This is a genomic window from Actinomycetospora chlora (assembly GCF_039542135.1).
In the GTDB taxonomy this organism is placed as follows: Bacteria; Actinomycetota; Actinomycetes; order Mycobacteriales; family Pseudonocardiaceae; genus Actinomycetospora; species Actinomycetospora chlora.
Map to the genome: position 1 here is coordinate 20,135 of NZ_BAABHO010000029.1, position 18,852 is coordinate 38,986.

Sequence of the window (18,852 nt, forward strand, 5' to 3'; positions counted from 1 at the left end):
GGTGAGAGTCCGTGACGTTCCGCGGCGGTCGGTGTCCCACGGGTACCGGGTCGGCAACCGGGCCGCCCGGCCACCGAGAACCACGACCACCCCCGCGCACAGGGAGCGCCCATCATGACGCAGAACCCCAGCACCGCCACCGGCTCCGAGGCCGCAGCCGTGTCGAGCGGACGGACCGGTGCCACGAGCACCCCGGCCCGCCTCGCCGACGACACCGGTCAGGGCAAGACCACCATCGCCTCCGGCGTCGTCCAGAAGATCGCCGGGATCGCCGCCCGCGACGTCTCCGGCGTGTACTCCATGGGCGGCGGCGTCTCGCGCGCCTTCGGCGCCATCCGCGAACGCATCCCCGGCGGCAGCGGCACCTCGCAGGCCGCCGGCGTCCAGGTCGAGGTCGGCGAGAAGCAGGCCGCCATCGACCTCGACATCGTCGTCGAGTACGGCGCCGGCATCGTCGAGCTGGCCCGCGCCGTGCGCCGCAACGTCATCGCCGCGGTGGAGCAGATGACCGGCCTCGAGGTGATCGAGGTCAACATCGCCGTCAACGACATCCACATGCCGGGCGACGACACCGACGAGGAGCCGGCGTCGACCCAGCCCAGCACCCGGGTCGAGTGAGCGCGTCGGACGCGACGGGACCCACACAGGCGGTGAGCCCGGGCACCGCCGAGGCCCCGGGTCGCGGACCGGTCCCCGAGCGGATCGCCGAGGCGCTGCTCGCCCACCCGGCGGTGGCGGCGCTCTCCGGCGGTCCGTTCGGCACGATCGCGAGCTACCTGCCCGGACGGCGCCTGCCCGGCATCGTGCTGGGCGACGGCGAGGAGCCCGACCGCGTCGCCGTGGTGCTGCACTTCGGCGCCCCGGTCGAGATCACGGCCGCGGAGCTGCGCCGCATCGTCGCCGCCGAGTCCGGCAACCGCCGGGTCGACGTCACCGTCACCGACCTGGAGATGCCGGCGTGAGCACCACCGACACCCGGGTGGACGCACGGGCACGGGTGCGCGCGTTCGTGCGCACCCACCACCCCGACGTGGGGGGCGACCCGGTCGCCTTCCGCGAGGGCCTCGCCGCCCTGCGCCGGCAGGAGCGTGGCGCGGCGCTCCCGGCCCTCGACGACCCGCGCCTCGACGCGCCGGTCGTCGTGGTGTCGGGCCGCCGCCTCGCGCGCCTGGGCCGGCTGGGGCAGCGCCTGGCCCGCCGGTACGACCCCCGCCGCGGCTCCGCCCGCGTGCAGTAGAAGCAGCCCGCCCCGACGCCGGGGCGGGTCCAGAACCTGGAGGTAGTGGTCATGAGCGCCACCCGCGCCGGCTTGTTCGTCGGCCTCATCCTGGGCGTGGCGGCCGCCGCCGGCGGCCTGCAGGGCTTCTTCATCGCCCTGGTCCTGGGGATCCTGGGCTTCGTCGTCGGCCGCGTGCTCGACGGCGAGCTCGACCTCAACCAGTTCACCGGGCGCGGCCGCGACCGATGAGCACCCCGACCGACGCGCCGACCACGCCCGTGGTCGCGCCGGGCGCTGCCGACGGGGGCGACGAGACCGACGAGGCCGCCGAGCGCGGGCGCCTCGACGTCGCCCTCTCGGTGGTCCGCAAGATCGCGGAGTACGCGGCCGACAGCACGCCGGGCACCGTGCGCACCCAGCGCCGCCTCGCCGGGCTGGACCTCGGCGAGACCGGCACCACCGCCCGGGTCTCGGGCTACGGCGAGCAGGTCGACCTGCGCCTCGAGGTGCCGCTGGCCTACCCCGCGCGGATCGCCGACAGCGCCGCGGCCGTGCGCGACCACGTCCGCGAGCGGGTCCAGACCCTCACGCCCTACCGCGTGCGCTCGCTGGACATCGGCGTCTCCGCCCTCACCGATCCCGCCCAGCGGGCCCCCCGCACCCCCTCGTCCCGGACGGAGTGAGAAGTGCGCCTGCTCCTGCGCGTGCTCGCGCCGCTGCTCGGCCTCGTCGTGGCCGTCGTCGGGCTCGCCCTCGTGGTCGAGACGGTCACCGCCTGGGTGGCGCCGTCGTCGAGCCCGCTGGTGGTGCCGTGGCCGACCTGGCGCGCGGCCATCGAGGGCCTGACCTGGCAGTCCGGCGTCGTCCGCACCGTCGCGATCGTCGTCGGCGTGGTCGGCCTGCTGGTCGTGATTCTCGGGCTCGCCGCACGTCGCCACGACGTCTACCTGGCCGACCCGGTCCCCGAGGTCACCGTCACCACGTCGCCGCGCTCGCTCGCCCGGGCCGTCGGCCACGAGGTGCGCTCGCACGACGACGTCGTCTCCGCCTCGGTCGTCGCGTCCGCCAAGAAGATCACCGTGAAGGCCTCGACGCTCGACCCGGCCGCCGACGTCCGCGACGCCGTGCGGGCCCGCGTCGACGAGATGCTGGTGCGCCTGCCGCTGGCGATGCGCCCGAAGGTGTCGGTCTCGGTCACCACCACCAAGGGGGTCAAGTGAGCCGTCGCTCTCGTGCCGCCGTCGCCCGCTCCGCCGGCGGCGACCGCACGCTCACGATCCTCCTCGGGCTGGTGCTGCTCGCCGCGGCCGTGCTCACCCTGCTGCTCGGGTACGGCGTGTTCGGCAGCTTCCGGGCCCAGCGCCCGGTGATCGACCCGATCCTCGTGGCGTGGACGTCGAGCCACGTCGCCGCCACGCGCTGGATCCTCATCGGCGCCGGCCTCGTGCTCTTCCTCGTCGGGATCTGGTGGACGCTGCGCTCGGTGCGCCCGGAGCCGCGGCCGGACGTCTCGCTCTCCGAGCTGCCCGGCGAGCGCCTCACCGTCGAGCACTCGGCGATCTGCGACGCCGTCCGCCACGACGCCGAGTCGATCAACGGCGTCAGCCGCGCCCGCGTGCGCCTCGTCGGCTCCCCCGAGCGGCCGGCGCTGCGGATCGCGCTGACGCTGGTGGAGGGCACCGACGTCCGCGACGTCTGGGCCGACCTCGACGGCCGCGTGCTGGCCCGGGCGCGGGAGGCGTTCGCGGTGTCCGCGCTGCCCACGGCCGTCCGCCTGGAGCTCGACGCCTCGTCGGCGCCGACGCCGGCGCGGGTGGAGTGACTACCGGGCCGTCAAGACTTCCGCGAGGTCGAACAGCACCGGCCGCTCGAGCTGCTCGAAGGTACACGACGTCGGGTCGCGGTCCGGGCGCCAGCGCTTGAACTGCGCGGTGTGGCGGAAGCGCACGCCCTCCATGTGGTCGTACTTGACCTCGACGACGCGCTCCGGGCGCAGCGGCACGAACGACAGGTCCTTCTGCGCGTTCCAGCGGCTGTGCTCGGCCTCGCGGGGGGTGCGGGTGCCCTCCTCCTGCGCGGCCCAGGCCCACGGGTGCCCCTCGAAGGAGGTCACCAGGGGCTGCAGCTCGGCGAACAGCTCCTTGCGCTTCGCCATCGGGAAGGCCCCGATGACGCCGACGCTCTGCAGCCCGCCGTCGGCGGTGTAGAGCCCGAGCAGCAGCGAGCCGAGCGCGTCGGGACCCGACTTGTGCACCCGGTAGCCGGCGACGACGCAGTCGGCCGTCCGCTCGTGCTTGATCTTGCTCATCACCCGCTTGTCGGGCTGGTAGGTGAGGTCGGCCTTCTTGGCGATCAGCCCGTCCAGCCCCGCGCCCTCGAAGCGCTCGAACCACCCCCGGGCGGTCTCGACGTCCTCGGTCATCGGCGTGAGGTGGACGTCCGGGCGATCGAGACCGCCGACGACCGCCTCGAGCCGCTCCCGGCGCTCGGTGAACGGCCGGCCGGTGAGGTCCTCGTCGCCGAGGGCGAGCAGGTCGAACGCCACGAAGTGCGCCGGGGTCTCGGCGGCCAGCCGGCGCACCCGCGACGCGGCCGGGTGCACCCGCTGCAGGAGAGCCTCGAAGTCCAGCCCGGTGCCCTCGGCGTCGACGACGACGATCTCGCCGTCGACGACGCACCGCGGCGGCAGCGCGTCGGTGAACGCCGCGACGAGCTCGGGGAAGTACCGCGTCATCGGCTTCTCGTTGCGGCTGCCGATCTCGACCTCGTCGCCGTCGCGGAAGATCACCGACCGGAAGCCGTCCCACTTGGGCTCGTACCGTTGCCCCGCCGGAATCTCGGGCACGGCCTTGGCCAGCATCGGGGCGACGGGCGGCATGACGGGCAGATCCACGGGGGCATCATCCTCGGGAGACGGAGCGGAGCGGAGCTCGACCCGTCGAGGGGGCCTCACCGGGATGCGACCCACGGCCGTCAGACTGCCCGTGAGGCCCCGAGCGACCGTGATCGAAGGAGCAGTGCGTGTCCCGACCGACCCTGCGGGACGTCGTGGTGCTCGCGCTCGGCGCGGTGCTGCTGCTCGGCACCGGGGCGTGCGCGGTCGGGCCGTCGCAACGTCCCCCGGTGGCCACGCGCAACGACGGGCCGGTGACGCCGGTGCCGGCGCCCGAGACGGGGACGCCCGGCCCGGCCGCTCCCCTGCTCCCGCCGCTGCTCCCCGCCCCGGCGGCGCCGGCGGGGTTCACCGACTGCACCGCCCAGGTCGGCGGCAGCCTCGGCGCGCCCGCCCTGGACGGGCGCGACCTGCGCTTCGGCTGCCAGAGCGTGCCGGTCGGGGGCGGCAGCTCGTCGCGCACCGAGGTCGGGGTGCTCCAGGTGAGCGTGGGCCCGCTGCCGCCGGGCGGCCCGGTGCCGATCGTCGTCGTCGGCGAGGCGGGCGGGACGACGGGCGCCGACCGCGCGGTGCGGCTGGCTGCCACGGCGCCGCCGCAGGTGCTCGCCGGCAGCGCGCTGTACGGCGTCGACCTGCGGGGCACCGGCAACTCCGAGGCCGCCGACTGCATCTCGCCCTCGATCCGCGAGGACATCGACGACGCCGACCCCCTCGCCGCCGACGCGCCCTCGCTCGGCCCGCTGCGCGACGCGGCGTCCGCGGCCGCGCGGACGTGCACCCAGGTGCTCGAGAACGCCCTGACCGACTACCGCACGGCCGTCGACGCCGAGGACCTCGAGGAGGTCCGCTCGACGCTGGGCGTGGCGCGGATGAACGTCGTCGGCGTCGGGGAGGGCGCCGGGGTGGCCGCGGCGTGGATGCGCCGCTTCCCCGGCTCGGTCGGCCGGACCGTGCTCGACGGCCTCGCCGACCCGACCACCTCGTTCTCCCAGCGCGCCCGCGAGCGCGCGGCCGCCGCCCGCGAGGCGCTCGACGGGTTCGCCGCCGACTGCTCCGCCCGCCCGGACTGCCCGCTCGGCCCGGACCCGGCGGGCGCGGTCACCGGCATCCTCGCGAACCTGCACGCCGCGCCCCTGCCCGGGCCGGCCGGCCGCCGGGTCACCGACGGCACGGCGACGCGGGCGCTCGTCCTCGGCCTGTCCGAGCCCGCGCGCTGGCCCGAGCTGGCCACCGCGATGTCCCGCGCGGGCCAGGGCGACCCCGCCGGGCTGCTGCGCCTCGTCGCGCCGTTCGAGGCCGACGGCGGCGGCTTCGACGCCGGCGTCCTCCTGACGTGCAACGACACGCTGGAGCGCCCCACGCTCGACCAGGTCGCCGCCGACGCCGGCCGGGCGAAGGCCGCCGAGCCGCTGTTCGGGGCGTGGTTCGCCCACGAGGCGCTGCTGTGCAGCTCGTGGCCCGTGCCCGCCGACACGCCGCCGCCCGGCTCCGTCGCCGGCCCGCCGCCGCTCGTGGTGGGCACCCGCGGCGACCCCTTGACGCCGCTGCCCGGCAGCCAGCGCGAGGCGACCCAGCTCGGCATCGCGACGCTCGTGACGTGGCTCGGCGCGGGCCACGGCGCCTACCCCGCGACCCCCTGCGTCCGCGACGCCGTCGACGGCTACCTGCGCGACGGGGAGCTCCCCCCGGCCGGGATCGTCTGTCCCCCGTGAGCGATTCGTCCCGTCGGCGACGCGGCATCCCGGGGCGGTCCTCAGTAGCCTGCGCGTCGTGCCCCTCCCCCGCCTCCTCGACGCCGTCCTCGACCGACTGGTCGTCCCCGGCTACTCCAAGATGGGGTACGCCGTCCGCCGGGCGGGCTTCCGCGCCCTGCCGGCCGGGTGCCTCGACGGCCGCACGATCATCGTGACCGGCGCCGGGGGCGGCCTGGGCGCCGCCACGGTGCGGGGACTCGTGGCGCTCGGCGCGCGGGTCGAGATGGTGGTGCGCGACCGCGCCCGCGGCGAGCAGACCCGCGACGCGGTCCGCGACGAGCACCCGGGCGCGGCGGTCGACGTGGCCGTCTGCGACGTGTCGTCGCTGGCCGACGTCCGGCGCTACGCCGCGGAGGTCCGCGACCGCGAGCCGGCGCTGCACGGGCTCGTGCACAACGCCGGGGTCATGCCCCCGCAGCGCACCGAGACCGCCGAGGGCCACGAGCTGGCGCTCGCGACGCACGTCCTCGGGCCGTTCCTGCTGACCCGCGAGCTGCGTCCCGTGCTGCGGGCGGGCGCGACGCCGACGTCGCCGTCGCGGGTCGTGCTGGTCTCGTCGGGCGGCATGTACACCGCCTCGCTGCCCACCGACGACCCCGAGTTCCGCACCGGCACCTACTCCGGCGGGGCGGCCTACGCGCGTACCAAGCGGATGCAGGTCGTGCTGGCGGAGCTCCTCGCCGACGACCTCGCCGGCGACGGGATCGTCGTGCACTCGATGCACCCCGGCTGGGCCGACACCCCCGGCGTCGCCGGCTCGATGCCGGGGTTCCACCGCGTCACCGGCCCGCTGCTGCGCACCGAGGAGCAGGGCGCCGACACGATCGTCTGGCTCCAGGCCGCCGCCGAGCCGGGGCACAGCACGGGGGTCTTCTGGCACGACCGGGCGCCGCGCCCCACCCACTACCTGCCCCGCGCCGCGGAGACCCCGCAGGCCCGTGCGGCGCTCTGGACGCTCTGCGTGGACGCCACGTCGTGAGCGTCGTGAGCGCGCCGACCTGGCAGCGTCGAGGCCTGGGCGAGGTGACCACCGCCGCGCCGGCCGACGCGCTGGTCCTGACCCCCGAGCGCCGGGCACTGCAGGACACCGCGCGGGCCTTCGCGATGGAGGAGGTCCTCCCCGTCGCCGACGAGCTCGACCCGCGGCGCGAGGACATCCCGCCCGCCCTGCTCGAGCGCCTCGCCGAGCTGGGCTACTTCGGACTGCTCGTCGACGCCGGGCACGGCGGTCAGGGCCTCGGGGTGGTCGAGTACTGCCTGGTCTCCGAGGAGCTCGCCCGCGCCTGGATGAGCGTCGGCAGCATCATCGCCCGCGGCAACGGTACGGGCTGCGCCTCGCCGGACCCGGACCGCCGGGCGGAGCTGCTCCGCGCCAGCGCGGCCGGGCGCTGGGTCGGGGCCATCGCGTTCTCCGAACCGCACGCGGGCTCGGACCTCGCCGGGGTCGAGTGCACGGCCACCCGCACCGACGACGGCTGGGTCGTCGAGGGCACCAAGCGCTGGGTCGGGCACGCCCGCTCGGCCGACTTCCTGCACCTGCTGGCCCGCACCCGGGCGCCCCGCGAGGGCGAGAGCCGCTCGGACGGCCTCGAGCTCTTCCTCGTCCCCAAGGATCGCGGGAGCTTCCCCGACGGCGTCACCGGCACCCCGATCGACAAGATCGGCTACTTCGGGCTGACGACCTGGGAGCTGACGCTCGACGGGCTGCGCCTGCCTGCCGACGCCCTGCAGGACACCGGGCAGGCCGAGGGCCAGGGCTTCAAGGACAGCCTGCGCTGGCTGGGCACCGCGCGGGTGCAGACGGCGGCCCGGGCGGTCGGGCTGGCCCGCGGCGCGCTGGAGGACGCCGTGGCCTACAGCCGGCGCCGCGAGCAGTTCGGCCACCCCATCGCCGACCAGCAGGCGCTGCGCCACCGGCTCGCCGACATGGCCGCGGCCGTCGACGCCGCCCGCACGCTGTGGTGGCACGCGGCCTGGCTGCTCGACGAGGGCGCGCCCGGTGGGGACGTCGCGGCGTCGGCGGCCAAGCTGTTCGCCTCGGAGACGGCCGAGCGGGTCACCAGCGACGCCCTGCAGGTGTTCGGCGGCAACGGCTACACCACCGAGCACTCGGTGGAGCGCTACTGGCGCGACGCCCGGCTCACGACGATCTTCGAGGGCACCTCGGAGATCCAACGCAAGATCGTGTCGGACGCCCTCCTGGCCTGACGGCCACCGTCCGGGGGAGATCGAATCACCCGGTTGCCATCACTCGTTCGGCCCTGTCCCCGACCGTTCACCCGCCGGTCGCGACGGACCGACCGTTCGCGACGTTGGTGGTCGACCTCTCCGGTGCCGGTCGCGCACGGTGGGCATGCCGGTGCCGGCAGTGACGAGGAGTCACCCTCTCGAACCGACGGGAGGTCAGACCCGGGCACGGAGAGGTCGGGCGGGGAAGCGATGACGGACGCGGTGGAGTTCGCGCGGGCGGTGCGCCCGGCGCGCGCCGACGAGGCGGCGCGGATGCGCCACGAGGCGCGGGACTGGCTGGCCGGCCTCGACATCGAGCAGGAGGCCCGGGAACGGGTGCTCACGGCGGTCGCCGAGGCCGTCGAGAACGCCGTCGAGCACGCCTATCCCGGCGACGCCGAGGGCACGGTGGAGCTCACGCTCTGGTGCGAGAAGGACGCGGTGAACGTGCGGGTCACCGACCACGGCCGCTGGTCCGAGAACGCGGAGCCGGCCGGCCCGGGCTCGCACGCCCGGCGCGGCCGGGGCTTCGTGCTCATGCAGCGCAGCGTCGACAGCGTGGCGATCCGGCACACGGACAAGGGCACGACCGTCGCGCTGCGCCAGCACCGCGCACCGGCGTCCTGACCCGACGCACCGGGGTCAGCGACCGGTCATCCCCGCGATGACCTGGTCGAAGAAGCCGAGCAGCTCCGCGCGCAGCGCGGCGTGCTGCGCCGGGGGCGCCTGCCCGAGCAGCTGCCCGGCGCTCGAGAGCATCCCGAGCACGAGCGTCGGGTAGGAGGCCCCGGGCGGGCGGCGCAGGTGGCCCTCGCGGGCCAGGCCGTCGAGCACCCGGGCGATGAAGGCGTAGGCGTAGTCGAGCTCGCACTCGCGCCAGCGCTCCCACCCCAGCGCGAGCGGGCCGTCGCGGAACACGATGCGGCCGTAGGTGGGCTCGGTGCAGGCCTCGAGGAACGTGGTCAGCGCGGCGTGCGCGCCCGCGAGGTGGTCCCCCGCGTCGTCGAGGGCGGCGCTCAGCCGGGCGTGGACCTCCGCCTCCTGCGCGGAGAACACGGCCTCGAACAGCGCCGCCTTGCCCGCGAAGTGGTGGTAGACCGCGCCCTTGGTCATGCCGGCGACGGCCGCGACGTCGTCGATCGAGGTCTCCGCGAACCCGCGCTCGGCGAACAGCGCGGTGGCCGCCTCGACCAGCCCGGCCCGCGTCGCCGCGGTGGCCTCCGCGCGGGGGGACGTCACACGGGGCACGTCCGCAGGGTACGGACACGGGCGTCCGGGGCCTACGGTGCCGGCGTGACCACCGAACCCGTCCTGCGCGTCGTGGGGCGCGTGTCCTCTCCCCTGCGCGAGCGCGGCGAGGGCCCGCTGCAGGGCGACGAGGGCGCTCCCGAGGCGGTCGTGACGTTCGCACCCGACCTGCGCCGCGCCCTGCGCGAGATCGAGGCCGGGCAGGAGCTGCTGCTGATCACCTGGCTGGACCGCGCCGACCGCTCCGTCCTGGCCGTCCACCCGCGGGGCGACCCGGCCGCCCCGGAGACCGGCGTGTTCTCCACCCGCTCCCCCGACCGTCCCAACCCGCTGGGCCTGCACCGCGTGCGCGTCCTCGACGTGGACGGCACGGTCGTCCGCGTCGCGGACCTCGAGGCCATCGACGGCACCCCGGTGGTCGACGTCAAGCCCGTCCTGGGGCCCGTCGGGCAGCGGTGCCACGACCCCGGGCGTGCTTCCCCGCCGAACGGGTAGTCCCCTGGTATCAGGTTCCTGATTCACCAGGAGGCGGCGTGGCGCGATCGCGGGTGGGCCGGCGGACCCGGCGGGTGCTGGTCTTCCTGCACGTCGTGGTGTCGCTGGGCTGGATGGGCGCCGGGGCGGCCAACGTGGTGCTGGCGGCGACGGCGCTGACGGTCCCCCGGGAGGTGGCGCGGGTCTGCTACCACCTGATCGACCGCATCGACGTGGTGCTCGTGATCCCGGCCGCGTTCGGCGCGCTGGTGACGGGCGTGGCGCTGGGGCTGGTGACGCCGTGGGGCCTCGCCCGGCACTGGTGGGTGCTGGTCAAGCTGGTCCTCACCGTCGCGGTGATCGTCTTCAGCACGTTCTTCGTCGGCGTGTGGGTGCTCGAGGGGGTCGAGGACCCCGGGCCGTCCGCCTGGCCCCTGGTGTGGGGCGGCGTCGCGAACCTGGCGTCGTTCCTGCTCATGACGTGGGCCTCGATCGCCAAGCCCTGGGGCACGACGCCGTGGACGCGGCGCGACCGTCAGCTCCCCGGCCGTCACCCCTCCGACCGGGGACCGTCCACGGCCGCCCGGACCCGCCGGAGCAGCGAGGCCAGCGTCGCCGCCTCCGCCGCCGTCAGCCCGATCGCCGAGGGCTCGTTGTAGGCGTGCACCCGCGGGAGGGCGTCGTCGAGCACGCGCCGGCCCGCGTCGGTGAGCCGCAGCGCCGTCGGGCGGCCGCGGCCGCCCGGCCCCTCGCGCGTCACGAGCCCCCGCGCCACCAGCGTGGTCACCAGCTCGCCGGTGCTCTGCGGACGCAGCAGCACCTGGCGCGCGAGCTCGGCCTGGGTCGAGGCGTGGCCGGTGCCCTCCTCGTCGCGCAGGACGGCCAGCACACCGAACTGGGTCGGCGTCAGCCCGACCTCGGCGAACAGCGCGTGGAAGCCCCGCGCCACGGGGTGGTAGGCCTGGACGATCTCCCAGAGCGGCAGGTCCGGCTCCGTCACCGGACCGTCCTACAGGAACAGGTCGTCCACGTGCACGATCACCGCCACCGGTTCGAGGCCGGTGGTCGCGCGGATGCCGTCGGCGACGACCGCGCGGATGCGCGTGCCGAGGGCGACGAGGTCCTGGCCGTAGTCGGCCGCGAGCGTGATCGCGACGACCGTCGACTCCCCGGCCACCCCCGCCACGACCTCCGGCCCCGGCCCGTCCGCGAGGGTCGTCTCCGGCCCGCTGCCGGACGCGAGGAGGCTGCTCAGCGCCACCCGCACCCCCGGCACGCGGGACGCCAGGTGGCGGGCCAGCGCGATCACGACCCGCGAGCTCACCCGCGTGCGGCCGCGCGCGTCGGGGATGCTGCCGAACTCGGGGTCGGCCGCGACGCCGCGGATGCTGCGCAGGGCCTCGTCGAGCAGCCCCTCGGGGACCCGCGGGCGGTGGGCGGACACCGCCCGCACCGGCGCCCAGAGCCGGTCGAACTCGGCGAGCGCCGCCTGGCAGTAGGGGCAGTCGCGCTGGTGGTCGTCCAGGCGGTCGGCCCGACCGTCGGCCACCTGGGCGACGAGGGCCTCCGCGTCCCGGCCGCACGCGAGCTGGCCCTCCGTGGGCGCGACCACGTCGTGGGCAGAGCGCTCCTGGGTCATGTCCAGTCCTTCATCTCGGCCATGAGCGTCGTGCGGGCGCGGGCGAGACGCCCCCGCACCGTGGCCTCCGTGGTCTTCGTGACCGCCGCCGCCTCCCGGTAGGACAGGCCCTCGAGCTGGACGAGCACCAGCGGGACGCGCTGCTCGTCGGGCAGGGCACTGATCGCGGCCAGGCCGGCCTGCAGCTCCTGACCGGCCAGTACCCGTTGCTCGGGTCCCGCAACGCGGGGGTGATCGACGTCGTCGAGCTCGTTGTACGGGCGCTGGCTGCGGCGGTGGTTGAGGCAGCGGTTGACGACGACCCGGTACAGCCAGGTCGTGAACGCCGACGTCCCCGCGAACCCCGACAGGGCCGTCCAGAGCTGGATGACGACGTCCTGCGCGACGTCGTCGGCGTCGGCCGCGTTGCCGAGCATCCGCAGGGCGATGCGGTAGATCCGGTCGCGGTGCCGGCGGACCAGCTCCTCGTAGGCGGTCCGGTCGCCCGCCCGCGCGCGGCCCACGAGCCAGCTGTCGGCCTCGTCGTCGATGACGGGCGTTGCTCCCGGTAGCCGGTCGCCCGGGCCGGTGTGCCGCCCCGGTGCGTCCACGGTCTCCTCCTTCCCCGGATCGGACGTACACAACCGACCTGTGTCGCGGTCCGTGACCGAACGCACTCCAGCATGCCGGGCCCGGCCGGTCGTGCGGTGCTCGCCGCGCCCGCCTAGCGTCGGGCGGCGTGGACGGGTCCGACGTCGAGGGCTGGGTCGCGTGGATCGACGCGGCGCACCGCGACGGCCGCCTGCTCGACGCGCCCGACGGCCCCGGAGACCTCGACCTGTCGACCGCCTACGCGGTGCAGCAGCGCCTCACCGCGCGGCGGCAGGAGCGCGGCGCGCGACGGATCGGCTGGAAGCTCGGCTACACGTCGGCGGTGATGCGCGAGCAGATGGGAGTGGACTCCCCCAACTTCGGGCCCCTGCTCGACACGATGGTGATCGCGCCCGGCGCGGCGGTGCCCGCGTCGCTCGTGCAGCCGCGCGTCGAGCCCGAGGTCGGGCTGGTCGTCGACGCCGAGGGCCGGCCGGTCGCCGCGCGGGCGGTCCTCGAGGTCGTCGACTCGGTGTGGCGCGACTACCGCTTCGGCCTCGCCACCAACACCGCGGACGGGTCGTCGGCGGCGGGGGTCGTCGTCGGAGACCCCCTCGACCGCGACCTGGCCGCCCTGACCGTCGAGCTCCGTCGCAACGGCGAGCCCGTCGCGACCGGGTCCGGCGACGCCGCGATGGGCCACCCGCACCGGGCGCTGGCCTGGCTGCGCGACGAGCTCGCCGCCCGCGGCGAGGCGCTGCGCGCGGGCGACCTCGTCATCACCGGCGGGCTCACCCGGGCGGTGCCGCTGGCGGCCGGCGACGTCGTCGAGGCCCGTTTCCCGGGCGCGACCGTGGCGGTGCGCCGGTGAGCAGCCACCCCGGGCCCGCCGTCCCGGTCGGCCACGTCGAGCCGTGCCCCCGCCGCGTGCGGGCCCGGCTGGGCGGCCGGGTCGTCGTCGACACCCTCGGCGCGCGCTACGTCTGGGAGCACCCCTGGTACCCGCGGTGGGCGATCCCGGCCGGCGACGTCGACCCCGCTGCCCTGGCCGCCGACCCCGGTCACCGCCGGCTCGACGGCGAGCTCGCCGGGCTGCTCGCCCTCACGTGGGACGCGTTCGACGCGTGGTTCGAGGAGGACGAGCAGGTCCACGTCCACCCGCGCAGCCCCTACGTGCGGGTCGACGCCCTGCGCTCGCGCCGGCACGTGCGCGTCGAGCTGGACGGTGTGCTGCTCGCGGAGTCCGACGCCCCGGTGCTGCTGTTCGAGACCGGCCTGCCGACCCGCGCCTACCTCGACCCCACCGCCGTGGACACCGCCCGCCTCGTGCCCTCGGCCACCGTCACGGCCTGCCCCTACAAGGGCGTGACCAGCCGGTACTGGTCGGTGGTGACCCCCGCCGGGCGGTACGACGACCTCGCCTGGAGCTACGACCACCCCGCCCCGGCCGTCGCCCGCATCGCCGGGCTCGTCGCGTTCTACGACGAGCGCGTGGACGTCGTCGTCGACGGCGTCACCCGCCCGCGTCCGCGGACGCACCTCGCGTGAGCTCCGCGCGGGCCACGATGGTCGGGTGTCCCCGGTGTCGGAGCCCGATCCCGCCGACCCGGTGCGCCACTGGCCGCTCGCCGGTCTCGTCGTGCGCACCCCGCGTCTCGAGCTGCGCCCCGACGACGACGTCGGCCTCGCCGCGCTGGCGGACCGTGCCCTCGACGGCGTGCACCCGGCCGAGCAGATGCCGTTCCTCGAGCCCTGGACCGACGGCACCGACACCCCGGGCTTCGCGCGCGGGGTCATGCAGTACGCGTGGCGCTGCCGCGCCGACCTGCGCCCCGGGCGGTGGTCGGTGAACTTCCTCGTCCGGTCGTCGGGACGGGTGCTGGGGATGCAGACGCTCACGGGCACCGACTTCGCGGTCCTGCGCGAGGTCGGCACCGGGTCCTGGTTGACCCGCGCGGTCCAGGGCCGGGGGCTGGGCACCGAGATGCGCCACGCGGTCCTCGCCCTCGCCTTCGACCACCTCGGCGCGCGCCTCGCCCGCTCGAGCGCCTTCGCCGACAACGCCGCCTCGCGACGGGTCTCCGAGCGCCTGGGCTACACCGACGACGGCGTCGAGCAGCACGTCCGCCGGGGCCGCGCGGCGGTGCTGCTGCGCTCCCGGCTCACCCCGCAGACCTGGCGGCGGCCGTCGTGGACGCCCGAGGTCGACGGCCTCGACGCCTGCCGGGAGCTCCTGGGAGGGTAGTCGCCACTCACAGGCGTCACAGGAGACACGGTGCGTCGCACGCGACACGCCCGGATGGCCGACTCCATCGGGGTGATCTTCGCTCGCGACCGTCGCGATCACCGGGCGTGAGGGGTAGGACTTCCGCACCGACGAGGAGGGGAACGATGGCGTACGCCGTACCGAGCGCCGCGCAGGACGTCGCGCGCCGATCGATGCTGCGCACGGCGGTGCTGGTCATCGTCACCGTGCTGTGCACCGCGGGCTTCCTCGTGCTCCTCGAGGCCGCCGTGTCCGAGCCCGGCAGCACCCCGGTGGTCCCCACCGCCCCGGTCGCGCTGCCCGACCTGCCCTACGGCGGCCAGCTCGAGCTCCCCGACCCGGACGACTCCCTCGAGCCCGGCGCCCTGATGGGCCTCGGGCTGCTCGTGCTCGGGCTCGCCAACGGCCTGGTCTTCGCCGCCTCGGCCGCGCTCGACTCCGTCGTCTCCCCGTCCGCGGCCGAGACCCGGCGCCGCCTGCGCGAGCGCACCGGCGCGGGCGCCGTGCCGGGCGGGCGCCGCGAGGTGCGCCGCACGGTCCGCGCGCCGGCGGCCGCCCCGGCCGCCTCGACCACCCTCGCCGTCGACCACGGGTTCGCCCACCGCAGCGTGCCGGTGCGCCGCGCGCTCGGGACGATCTACGCGGTGCCGACCGAGATCCCGCTGCCGGTGCAGCGGCGCCCCGAGCCGGCGCCGGCCCGTCGCCCGGCGCCCGAGCCGGCGCCCGTCCCGGTGCCGCGCCGTCCCTCGCCGGTGCCGCGCGACGGCGGCGACGGGACCGCCACGGCCACCCGCCGCGGCACCGGCCCGTGGGGCTGGCGCCCGACGCGCCCGGACCCGGTGCCGTGGCGCAACCCCGTCCCGGCGCTCGCCGGCGTGGGCTAACCGGTCAGCGCGTCCTCCACGGTGCGGGTGAACGCACCGAAGACCCCGCCCGCGGGCGGGAGGACCTGCGTGGCCAGCACGGCCGCGAGGTCGTGCTCGGGCCAGGAGTACCAGAGCGTGCCGAGCCCGCCGGCCCAGCCGTAGCGCCGCCCGGCCCGCGAGGCGACGACACCGACCCCGTGGCCCCAGCCGCCGCCGTCGAGGAACGCGGCCGCGGCGGGCGCCCGGCGCTGCTCGGCGGGCAGCCGGTCGGTGGTCATCGCCCGCACCGCGGCTGGGGTGAGCAGGCCGGCGCCGTCGTCGAGCAGCATCCAGGCGAAGCGCAGGAGGTCGGCGACGGTGCCGACGAGGCCGCCGCAGGCGTCGGGGAACGCGGGCGGGCGCAGCCAGGCGCTGTCCGCGACGCCGTCGAACGGCTGCGGCGACCCGTCCGCCCCGCGGACGAACGCCGGGACGAGACGCGACGCGTCGGCGACGAAGCCGGTGTCGTCCATGCCCAGCGGACCCAGCACCCGGTCGGCCAGGAGCTCGCCGAGCGGGCGCCGCGCCGCGCGGGCGAGCAGCACCCCCAGCACCGCGAACGACAGCTCGTAGCGCCAGGCGCGGCCGGGCTGGTCGAGGAACCCCAGGCGCCCGAGGCGGGCCATCCACGCGTCGGGCTCGGGTTGGCCCCGCGGGTCGGGCGGGCCGAACCCCAGCCCGAGCGCGGTGGCGGCCTCGACGGTGGGGCACGGGCCCTCGTCGACGGTCCAGCCGAAGCCCGCACGCATCGTCAGCAGGTCCTCGAGCGTCAGCGGCCGCTCGGCGGGCACGGTGTCCTCCGGCGCCGGGGCGCCGGTGTCCGGATCGACCGGGGCGTCGAGGCGGCGCAGCACGCGGTGGCCGGCGAGCTCGGGCAGGAGCCGGTCGACGGGCTCGTCGAGGGCGAGCACGTCGTCGGCGACGAGGACCAGCGCCAGCGCCGCCACCAGCGGCTTCGTGTTCGAGCTCAGCCGCACCACCGCGTCGACGGTCAGCGGGACGTCGCCGCCCGGTGCGGTGGTGCCGGTGGCGGCGAGGCTCGTCGTCCCCCGGTGCCGGACCCCGACGATCGCCCCCGGCACCCGCTCGGCGTCGAGCGGCTCGCGCAGGGCGTCCACCAGCGAGGCGGCGTCCACGCGGACCTCCGGGACCGGATCGGGAGCGGTGCCGGGCGGCACCCGGCGGACCCGCACCGTAGCCGAGGGGCCCGGCCCCCGCGGACGCGCCGCGGCGCCCCACCCGGGGGGCGGGGCGCCGCGGTGCACGTCCTGTCCGGCGGGGGCTCAGCCGTTCAGGCCGCCCCCGGCCGGTCCGACCGGGCTCGGCTGCGGGCGGACGCCGCCGCCCCCGCCGCCGCCCTCGGACCCGTCGTCCGGGTCCGGGCCGGTCGGCGTGCGCGCGGCCCCGCCGGCGATCCAGATGCCGACCTCCTCGCCGCGCCCCAGCTGCTCGCCCGGCGCGGGCTCCTGGTCCGCGACGTGGCCGCGGCCCGCACCCGTGTGCACGGCGTTGCGCCCGACCGCGAGGACGCCCGCGTCCAGCGCCCGGTCGTGGGCCTCGCTCGCCGGCAGGCCGACGAGCTCGGGGACCACGGTCGTGTCGGCCCCGAGCTCGCCTCCGTGGTCACCGCCCGTGGGCGTGTCGTCGGTGTGCATCGTCGCCTCCTCCTGACCGGTCATGGTGATGGCCTACCCACCCTGCCCGGTGCTCGATACCGCGTCGGGCATCACCCCTCCCCGACGAGGGACGGCGAGGGGCGGGGCACGGCCGCGGCGCCCGCCAGCATCAGGTCGACGAACCACCGCGCCCGGTCGGGGCCCTCGCCGGACAGGAGGTCCTCGACCAGCCGGGCGACGTGGGGGAACCGGTCCGCGGACGCGCCGCGCACGGCCCGGGCGACGGCGTCGTCGGCGGCCGCCTCCGTGTGCTCCTCGGCGCGGGTGCCGTGCTCGGCGGCCGAGGCGGTCGCGACCAGCAGGAACAGGTCGACGAGCCAGGCCGCGCGGTCGTCGGGGACCCCGCCCTCGGCGAGCAGCGCGAGCAGCGCCTCGATCAGCGCCAGGTAGTGCTCCCCGGACGGTCGGGTCACCACCGCGACGCGCGCGAGGCCGGGGTAGTCGTGGAGCAGGCCCGCGTACGACGCGAGCACGCGGCGCAGGCGCTCGTCCCACGGCCCCGCGGCGCCGACCGGGGCGAGGTCCACCCCGGCGAGGAACTCCCCCAGCACCGCGGCCTGCAGCTCCGCGGTGTCGCGGACGTACACGTAGAGCGAGGCCGGCCCGGTGTCGAGGCGCTGCGCCAGGCGCCGCATGGTCAGGCGCGCGGCGCCCTCCTCGCGCACGAGGGCCGTGGCGGTGGCGACGACGCCCTCGCGCGTGAGCGCGGGCTTCGCCGGGCGCTCCCGCCGGCCGGCCGGCGCCGTGCGCGGTTCGGTCACGGCGGGCACGGTAGTCACGCCGTGGTCAGGCCGTGGCGCCGGCGAGGAAGAAGTCCCGCATGGCCGTCGAGCCGTCGGGCCCGAAGCAGAGCTCGAGGTTGGCCGCCGAGCCGGCGGCCTCCCGCGCGGCGCGGGGCACCATCGCCGCCTCGTAGGCCACCAGCGCCCGCTCGCGGCCCGCCGCCGTGGCGGGTCCGTGGGCCACGAGGGCGGCGGCGAGCTCGGCGCCGTCCTGCATCGCGAGGTTCGCGCCCTCGCCGGCGAACGGCGACATGAGGTGCGCAGCGTCGCCGACCAGCGTCACGCCGGGGCGGTGCGCCCAGGCGTGCCCGACGGGCAGGGCGTGGATCGGGCGGACCACGACGGGGTCGTCGGCCTCGCCGATCAGCGCCCGCAGCTCCGGCGCCCAGCCGGCGAACCGCTCCAGCAGCACCGCGCGGGCGCCGTCCCGGTCGATCGCGCGGGCGAGGTCGTCCGGGCCGTCGGTGCGCACGGCGGCGTAGAGCTCGACGACGGCTCCCGGCTCGCGGTGAGCGATGACGCCGCGGCCGTCGCGCAGCGCGAGCAGCAGGCCCCCGCCGACCACGGCGGCCGGTACCGGGTGGCGCTCGTCGACGTCGTGCAGGCGGGCGGTCGCCATCGTGACCCCGGTGTAGGCCGGCACCGCGTCGGAGAGCAGCGGCCGCACCCGCGACCACGCCCCGTCGGCGCCGACGAGCAGGTCGGCCACCAGCGCCGGCTCCCCGTCGACCACGACCTCGTGGCGTCCCCCGCTCCGGGGCCGGACGGCGGTGACCCGCCGGCCCCACCGCACGGTCCCGGGGGCGAGGACGTCGAGCAGCAGGTCGCGCAGCGTCTCGCGCGGGATTTCCGGACGGCCGCCCGTGCCGTCGTCGGCCTCCTCGAGCAGGACCCGGCCCTCGGCGTCGAGGATGCGCATCGCCTCGCCGCCCGGCAGCACCGCCGCCCGGAACGCGTCGAGGAGCCCGGCCGCCCGCAGCGCGGCCTGTCCCGACTCCTCGTGGACGTCGAGCATCCCGCCCTGCGGCCGCGCGTGCGGGCCCGCGTCGCGGTCGAGGACGACGACCCCGACACCGTGGCGCTGGAGGACGGCGGCGAGGGTCAGGCCGCCGAGGCCGGCGCCCACGACGACGACCGCGGGCGGGGTGGAGGGGGTGGTCATGCCGCGAGCCTACGACGAACATGTTCGTGACGAAC

Annotated in this window: 26 protein-coding genes; 17 read left to right on the plus strand and 9 right to left on the minus strand. The window is 76.8% G+C overall.

Going from position 1 to position 18,852, the window contains the following annotated elements:
- Positions 1 to 114 precede the first annotated feature (114 nt).
- The 7 genes from ABD994_RS18010 to ABD994_RS18040 are packed head-to-tail and all read left to right on the plus strand — an operon-like array spanning position 115 to position 3,041.
- Positions 115 to 618 (plus strand): Asp23/Gls24 family envelope stress response protein, encoded by a 504-nt coding sequence (locus ABD994_RS18010; protein ID WP_345417854.1) that lies wholly within the window; start codon positions 115 to 117, stop codon positions 616 to 618.
- A 32-nt stretch (positions 619 to 650) separates the two neighbouring features.
- Positions 651 to 962: a hypothetical protein gene (locus ABD994_RS18015; protein ID WP_345417857.1), complete on the plus strand. Its 312-nt coding sequence runs from the start codon at positions 651 to 653 to the stop codon at positions 960 to 962.
- Positions 959 to 1,237: a hypothetical protein gene (locus tag ABD994_RS18020; RefSeq protein WP_345417860.1), complete on the plus strand. Its 279-nt coding sequence runs from the start codon at positions 959 to 961 to the stop codon at positions 1,235 to 1,237. The genes ABD994_RS18015 and ABD994_RS18020 overlap by 4 nt, the downstream gene beginning before the upstream one ends.
- 51 nt (positions 1,238 to 1,288) lie before the next feature.
- Positions 1,289 to 1,468 (plus strand): hypothetical protein, encoded by a 180-nt coding sequence (locus ABD994_RS18025; protein WP_345417863.1) that lies wholly within the window; start codon positions 1,289 to 1,291, stop codon positions 1,466 to 1,468.
- Positions 1,465 to 1,902: an Asp23/Gls24 family envelope stress response protein gene (locus ABD994_RS18030; RefSeq protein ID WP_345417866.1), complete on the plus strand. Its 438-nt coding sequence runs from the start codon at positions 1,465 to 1,467 to the stop codon at positions 1,900 to 1,902. Before ABD994_RS18025 ends, ABD994_RS18030 begins: the two co-directional genes overlap by 4 nt.
- Before the next feature lie 3 nt (positions 1,903 to 1,905).
- The gene (locus ABD994_RS18035; RefSeq protein WP_345417869.1) at positions 1,906 to 2,439 is read left to right on the plus strand and encodes a DUF6286 domain-containing protein; all 534 of its coding nucleotides are present in this window, start codon (positions 1,906 to 1,908) and stop codon (positions 2,437 to 2,439) included.
- Positions 2,436 to 3,041, plus strand: coding sequence for an Asp23/Gls24 family envelope stress response protein (locus tag ABD994_RS18040; protein WP_345417872.1), 606 nt, complete (start codon positions 2,436 to 2,438; stop codon positions 3,039 to 3,041). The genes ABD994_RS18035 and ABD994_RS18040 overlap by 4 nt, the downstream gene beginning before the upstream one ends.
- Here the strand turns inward: ABD994_RS18040 and ABD994_RS18045 are convergent, their stop codons facing one another.
- Positions 3,042 to 4,112, minus strand: coding sequence for an ATP-dependent DNA ligase (locus ABD994_RS18045; RefSeq protein WP_345417875.1), 1,071 nt, complete (start codon positions 4,110 to 4,112; stop codon positions 3,042 to 3,044). It abuts the gene before it with no gap.
- Positions 4,113 to 4,240: 128 nt separating this feature from the next.
- Between ABD994_RS18045 and ABD994_RS18050 the strand changes: the two genes are divergently transcribed.
- The 4 genes from ABD994_RS18050 (at position 4,241) to ABD994_RS18065 (ending at position 8,722) form a co-directional block, all read left to right on the plus strand.
- Positions 4,241 to 5,824, plus strand: coding sequence for an alpha/beta hydrolase (locus ABD994_RS18050; RefSeq protein WP_345417878.1), 1,584 nt, complete (start codon positions 4,241 to 4,243; stop codon positions 5,822 to 5,824).
- Positions 5,825 to 5,882: 58 nt separating this feature from the next.
- Positions 5,883 to 6,845: an SDR family NAD(P)-dependent oxidoreductase gene (locus tag ABD994_RS18055; protein ID WP_345417881.1), complete on the plus strand. Its 963-nt coding sequence runs from the start codon at positions 5,883 to 5,885 to the stop codon at positions 6,843 to 6,845.
- Positions 6,842 to 8,074, plus strand: coding sequence for an acyl-CoA dehydrogenase family protein (locus tag ABD994_RS18060; protein WP_345417884.1), 1,233 nt, complete (start codon positions 6,842 to 6,844; stop codon positions 8,072 to 8,074). The genes ABD994_RS18055 and ABD994_RS18060 overlap by 4 nt, the downstream gene beginning before the upstream one ends.
- 231 nt (positions 8,075 to 8,305) lie before the next feature.
- Positions 8,306 to 8,722, plus strand: coding sequence for an ATP-binding protein (locus ABD994_RS18065; protein ID WP_345417886.1), 417 nt, complete (start codon positions 8,306 to 8,308; stop codon positions 8,720 to 8,722).
- 15 nt (positions 8,723 to 8,737) lie between these two features.
- On the opposite strand, the gene ABD994_RS18070 is transcribed toward ABD994_RS18065, so the two are convergent.
- Positions 8,738 to 9,343 carry a TetR/AcrR family transcriptional regulator gene (locus tag ABD994_RS18070; RefSeq protein ID WP_345417888.1) on the minus strand — a complete coding sequence of 202 codons (606 nt, stop codon included), beginning with the start codon at positions 9,341 to 9,343 and terminating at the stop codon, positions 8,738 to 8,740.
- 45 nt (positions 9,344 to 9,388) lie between these two features.
- On the opposite strand from ABD994_RS18070, the gene tsaA reads away from it, so the two are divergent.
- Complete coding sequence (gene tsaA / locus ABD994_RS18075) at positions 9,389 to 9,838, plus strand: tRNA (N6-threonylcarbamoyladenosine(37)-N6)-methyltransferase TrmO (RefSeq protein ID WP_345417891.1); 450 nt, start codon at positions 9,389 to 9,391, stop codon at positions 9,836 to 9,838.
- Between the two features lie 38 nt (positions 9,839 to 9,876).
- Positions 9,877 to 10,476: a hypothetical protein gene (locus tag ABD994_RS18080; RefSeq protein WP_345417894.1), complete on the plus strand. Its 600-nt coding sequence runs from the start codon at positions 9,877 to 9,879 to the stop codon at positions 10,474 to 10,476.
- Here ABD994_RS18080 and ABD994_RS18085 read toward each other — a convergent pair.
- The 3 genes from ABD994_RS18085 to ABD994_RS18095 are packed head-to-tail and all read right to left on the minus strand — an operon-like array spanning position 10,368 to position 12,046.
- Positions 10,368 to 10,817, minus strand: a complete 450-nt coding sequence (locus ABD994_RS18085) for a MarR family winged helix-turn-helix transcriptional regulator (protein ID WP_345417897.1) — start codon at positions 10,815 to 10,817, stop codon at positions 10,368 to 10,370. The genes ABD994_RS18080 and ABD994_RS18085 overlap by 109 nt on opposite strands.
- 9 nt (positions 10,818 to 10,826) lie before the next feature.
- The gene (locus ABD994_RS18090; protein WP_345417900.1) at positions 10,827 to 11,456 is read right to left on the minus strand and encodes an Asp23/Gls24 family envelope stress response protein; all 630 of its coding nucleotides are present in this window, start codon (positions 11,454 to 11,456) and stop codon (positions 10,827 to 10,829) included.
- Positions 11,453 to 12,046, minus strand: a complete 594-nt coding sequence (locus tag ABD994_RS18095; RefSeq protein WP_345417903.1) for an RNA polymerase sigma factor — start codon at positions 12,044 to 12,046, stop codon at positions 11,453 to 11,455. The genes ABD994_RS18090 and ABD994_RS18095 overlap by 4 nt, the downstream gene beginning before the upstream one ends.
- A gap of 128 nt (positions 12,047 to 12,174) precedes the next feature.
- On the opposite strand from ABD994_RS18095, the gene ABD994_RS18100 reads away from it, so the two are divergent.
- From ABD994_RS18100 to ABD994_RS18115, 4 genes are all read left to right on the plus strand, one after another.
- The gene (locus ABD994_RS18100; RefSeq protein ID WP_345417906.1) at positions 12,175 to 12,897 is read left to right on the plus strand and encodes a 2-keto-4-pentenoate hydratase; all 723 of its coding nucleotides are present in this window, start codon (positions 12,175 to 12,177) and stop codon (positions 12,895 to 12,897) included.
- Complete coding sequence (locus ABD994_RS18105) at positions 12,894 to 13,574, plus strand: DUF427 domain-containing protein (RefSeq protein ID WP_345417909.1); 681 nt, start codon at positions 12,894 to 12,896, stop codon at positions 13,572 to 13,574. The genes ABD994_RS18100 and ABD994_RS18105 overlap by 4 nt, the downstream gene beginning before the upstream one ends.
- A gap of 25 nt (positions 13,575 to 13,599) precedes the next feature.
- A complete protein-coding gene (locus ABD994_RS18110; RefSeq protein ID WP_345417911.1) occupies positions 13,600 to 14,271 on the plus strand; it encodes a GNAT family N-acetyltransferase in 672 nt (223 codons plus the stop codon).
- Between the two features lie 146 nt (positions 14,272 to 14,417).
- Positions 14,418 to 15,176, plus strand: a complete 759-nt coding sequence (locus ABD994_RS18115; RefSeq protein ID WP_345417914.1) for a hypothetical protein — start codon at positions 14,418 to 14,420, stop codon at positions 15,174 to 15,176.
- Here the strand turns inward: ABD994_RS18115 and ABD994_RS18120 are convergent.
- From ABD994_RS18120 to ABD994_RS18135, 4 genes are all read right to left on the minus strand, one after another.
- Positions 15,173 to 16,333, minus strand: a complete 1,161-nt coding sequence (locus tag ABD994_RS18120; RefSeq protein WP_345417917.1) for a serine hydrolase domain-containing protein — start codon at positions 16,331 to 16,333, stop codon at positions 15,173 to 15,175. The two genes, ABD994_RS18115 and ABD994_RS18120, sit on opposite strands and share 4 nt — an antisense overlap.
- A 147-nt stretch (positions 16,334 to 16,480) precedes the next feature.
- Positions 16,481 to 16,876 (minus strand): PASTA domain-containing protein, encoded by a 396-nt coding sequence (locus tag ABD994_RS18125; protein WP_345417920.1) that lies wholly within the window; start codon positions 16,874 to 16,876, stop codon positions 16,481 to 16,483.
- A 47-nt stretch (positions 16,877 to 16,923) separates the two neighbouring features.
- Positions 16,924 to 17,634, minus strand: coding sequence for a TetR/AcrR family transcriptional regulator (locus tag ABD994_RS18130; protein WP_345417923.1), 711 nt, complete (start codon positions 17,632 to 17,634; stop codon positions 16,924 to 16,926).
- A gap of 25 nt (positions 17,635 to 17,659) precedes the next feature.
- A complete protein-coding gene (locus ABD994_RS18135; RefSeq protein WP_345417926.1) occupies positions 17,660 to 18,817 on the minus strand; it encodes an FAD-dependent oxidoreductase in 1,158 nt (385 codons plus the stop codon).
- Positions 18,818 to 18,852: the final 35 nt, after the last annotated feature.

What these genes read in the sequence shown, in the direction of transcription:
- ABD994_RS18010 (WP_345417854.1), top strand. Translation starts at nt 115, where the DNA reads ATGACGCAGAACCCCAGCACCGCCACCGGCTCCGAGGCCGCAGCCGTG.
- ABD994_RS18025 (WP_345417863.1), top strand. Translation starts at nt 1,289, where the DNA reads ATGAGCGCCACCCGCGCCGGCTTGTTCGTCGGCCTCATCCTGGGCGTG.
- ABD994_RS18030 (WP_345417866.1), top strand. Translation starts at nt 1,465, where the DNA reads ATGAGCACCCCGACCGACGCGCCGACCACGCCCGTGGTCGCGCCGGGC.
- ABD994_RS18065 (WP_345417886.1), top strand. Translation starts at nt 8,306, where the DNA reads ATGACGGACGCGGTGGAGTTCGCGCGGGCGGTGCGCCCGGCGCGCGCC.
- ABD994_RS18090 (WP_345417900.1), bottom strand. Translation starts at nt 11,456, where the DNA reads ATGACCCAGGAGCGCTCTGCCCACGACGTGGTCGCGCCCACGGAGGGC.
- ABD994_RS18115 (WP_345417914.1), top strand. Translation starts at nt 14,418, where the DNA reads ATGGCGTACGCCGTACCGAGCGCCGCGCAGGACGTCGCGCGCCGATCG.
- ABD994_RS18125 (WP_345417920.1), bottom strand. Translation starts at nt 16,876, where the DNA reads ATGACCGGTCAGGAGGAGGCGACGATGCACACCGACGACACGCCCACG.
- ABD994_RS18135 (WP_345417926.1), bottom strand. Translation starts at nt 18,817, where the DNA reads ATGACCACCCCCTCCACCCCGCCCGCGGTCGTCGTCGTGGGCGCCGGC.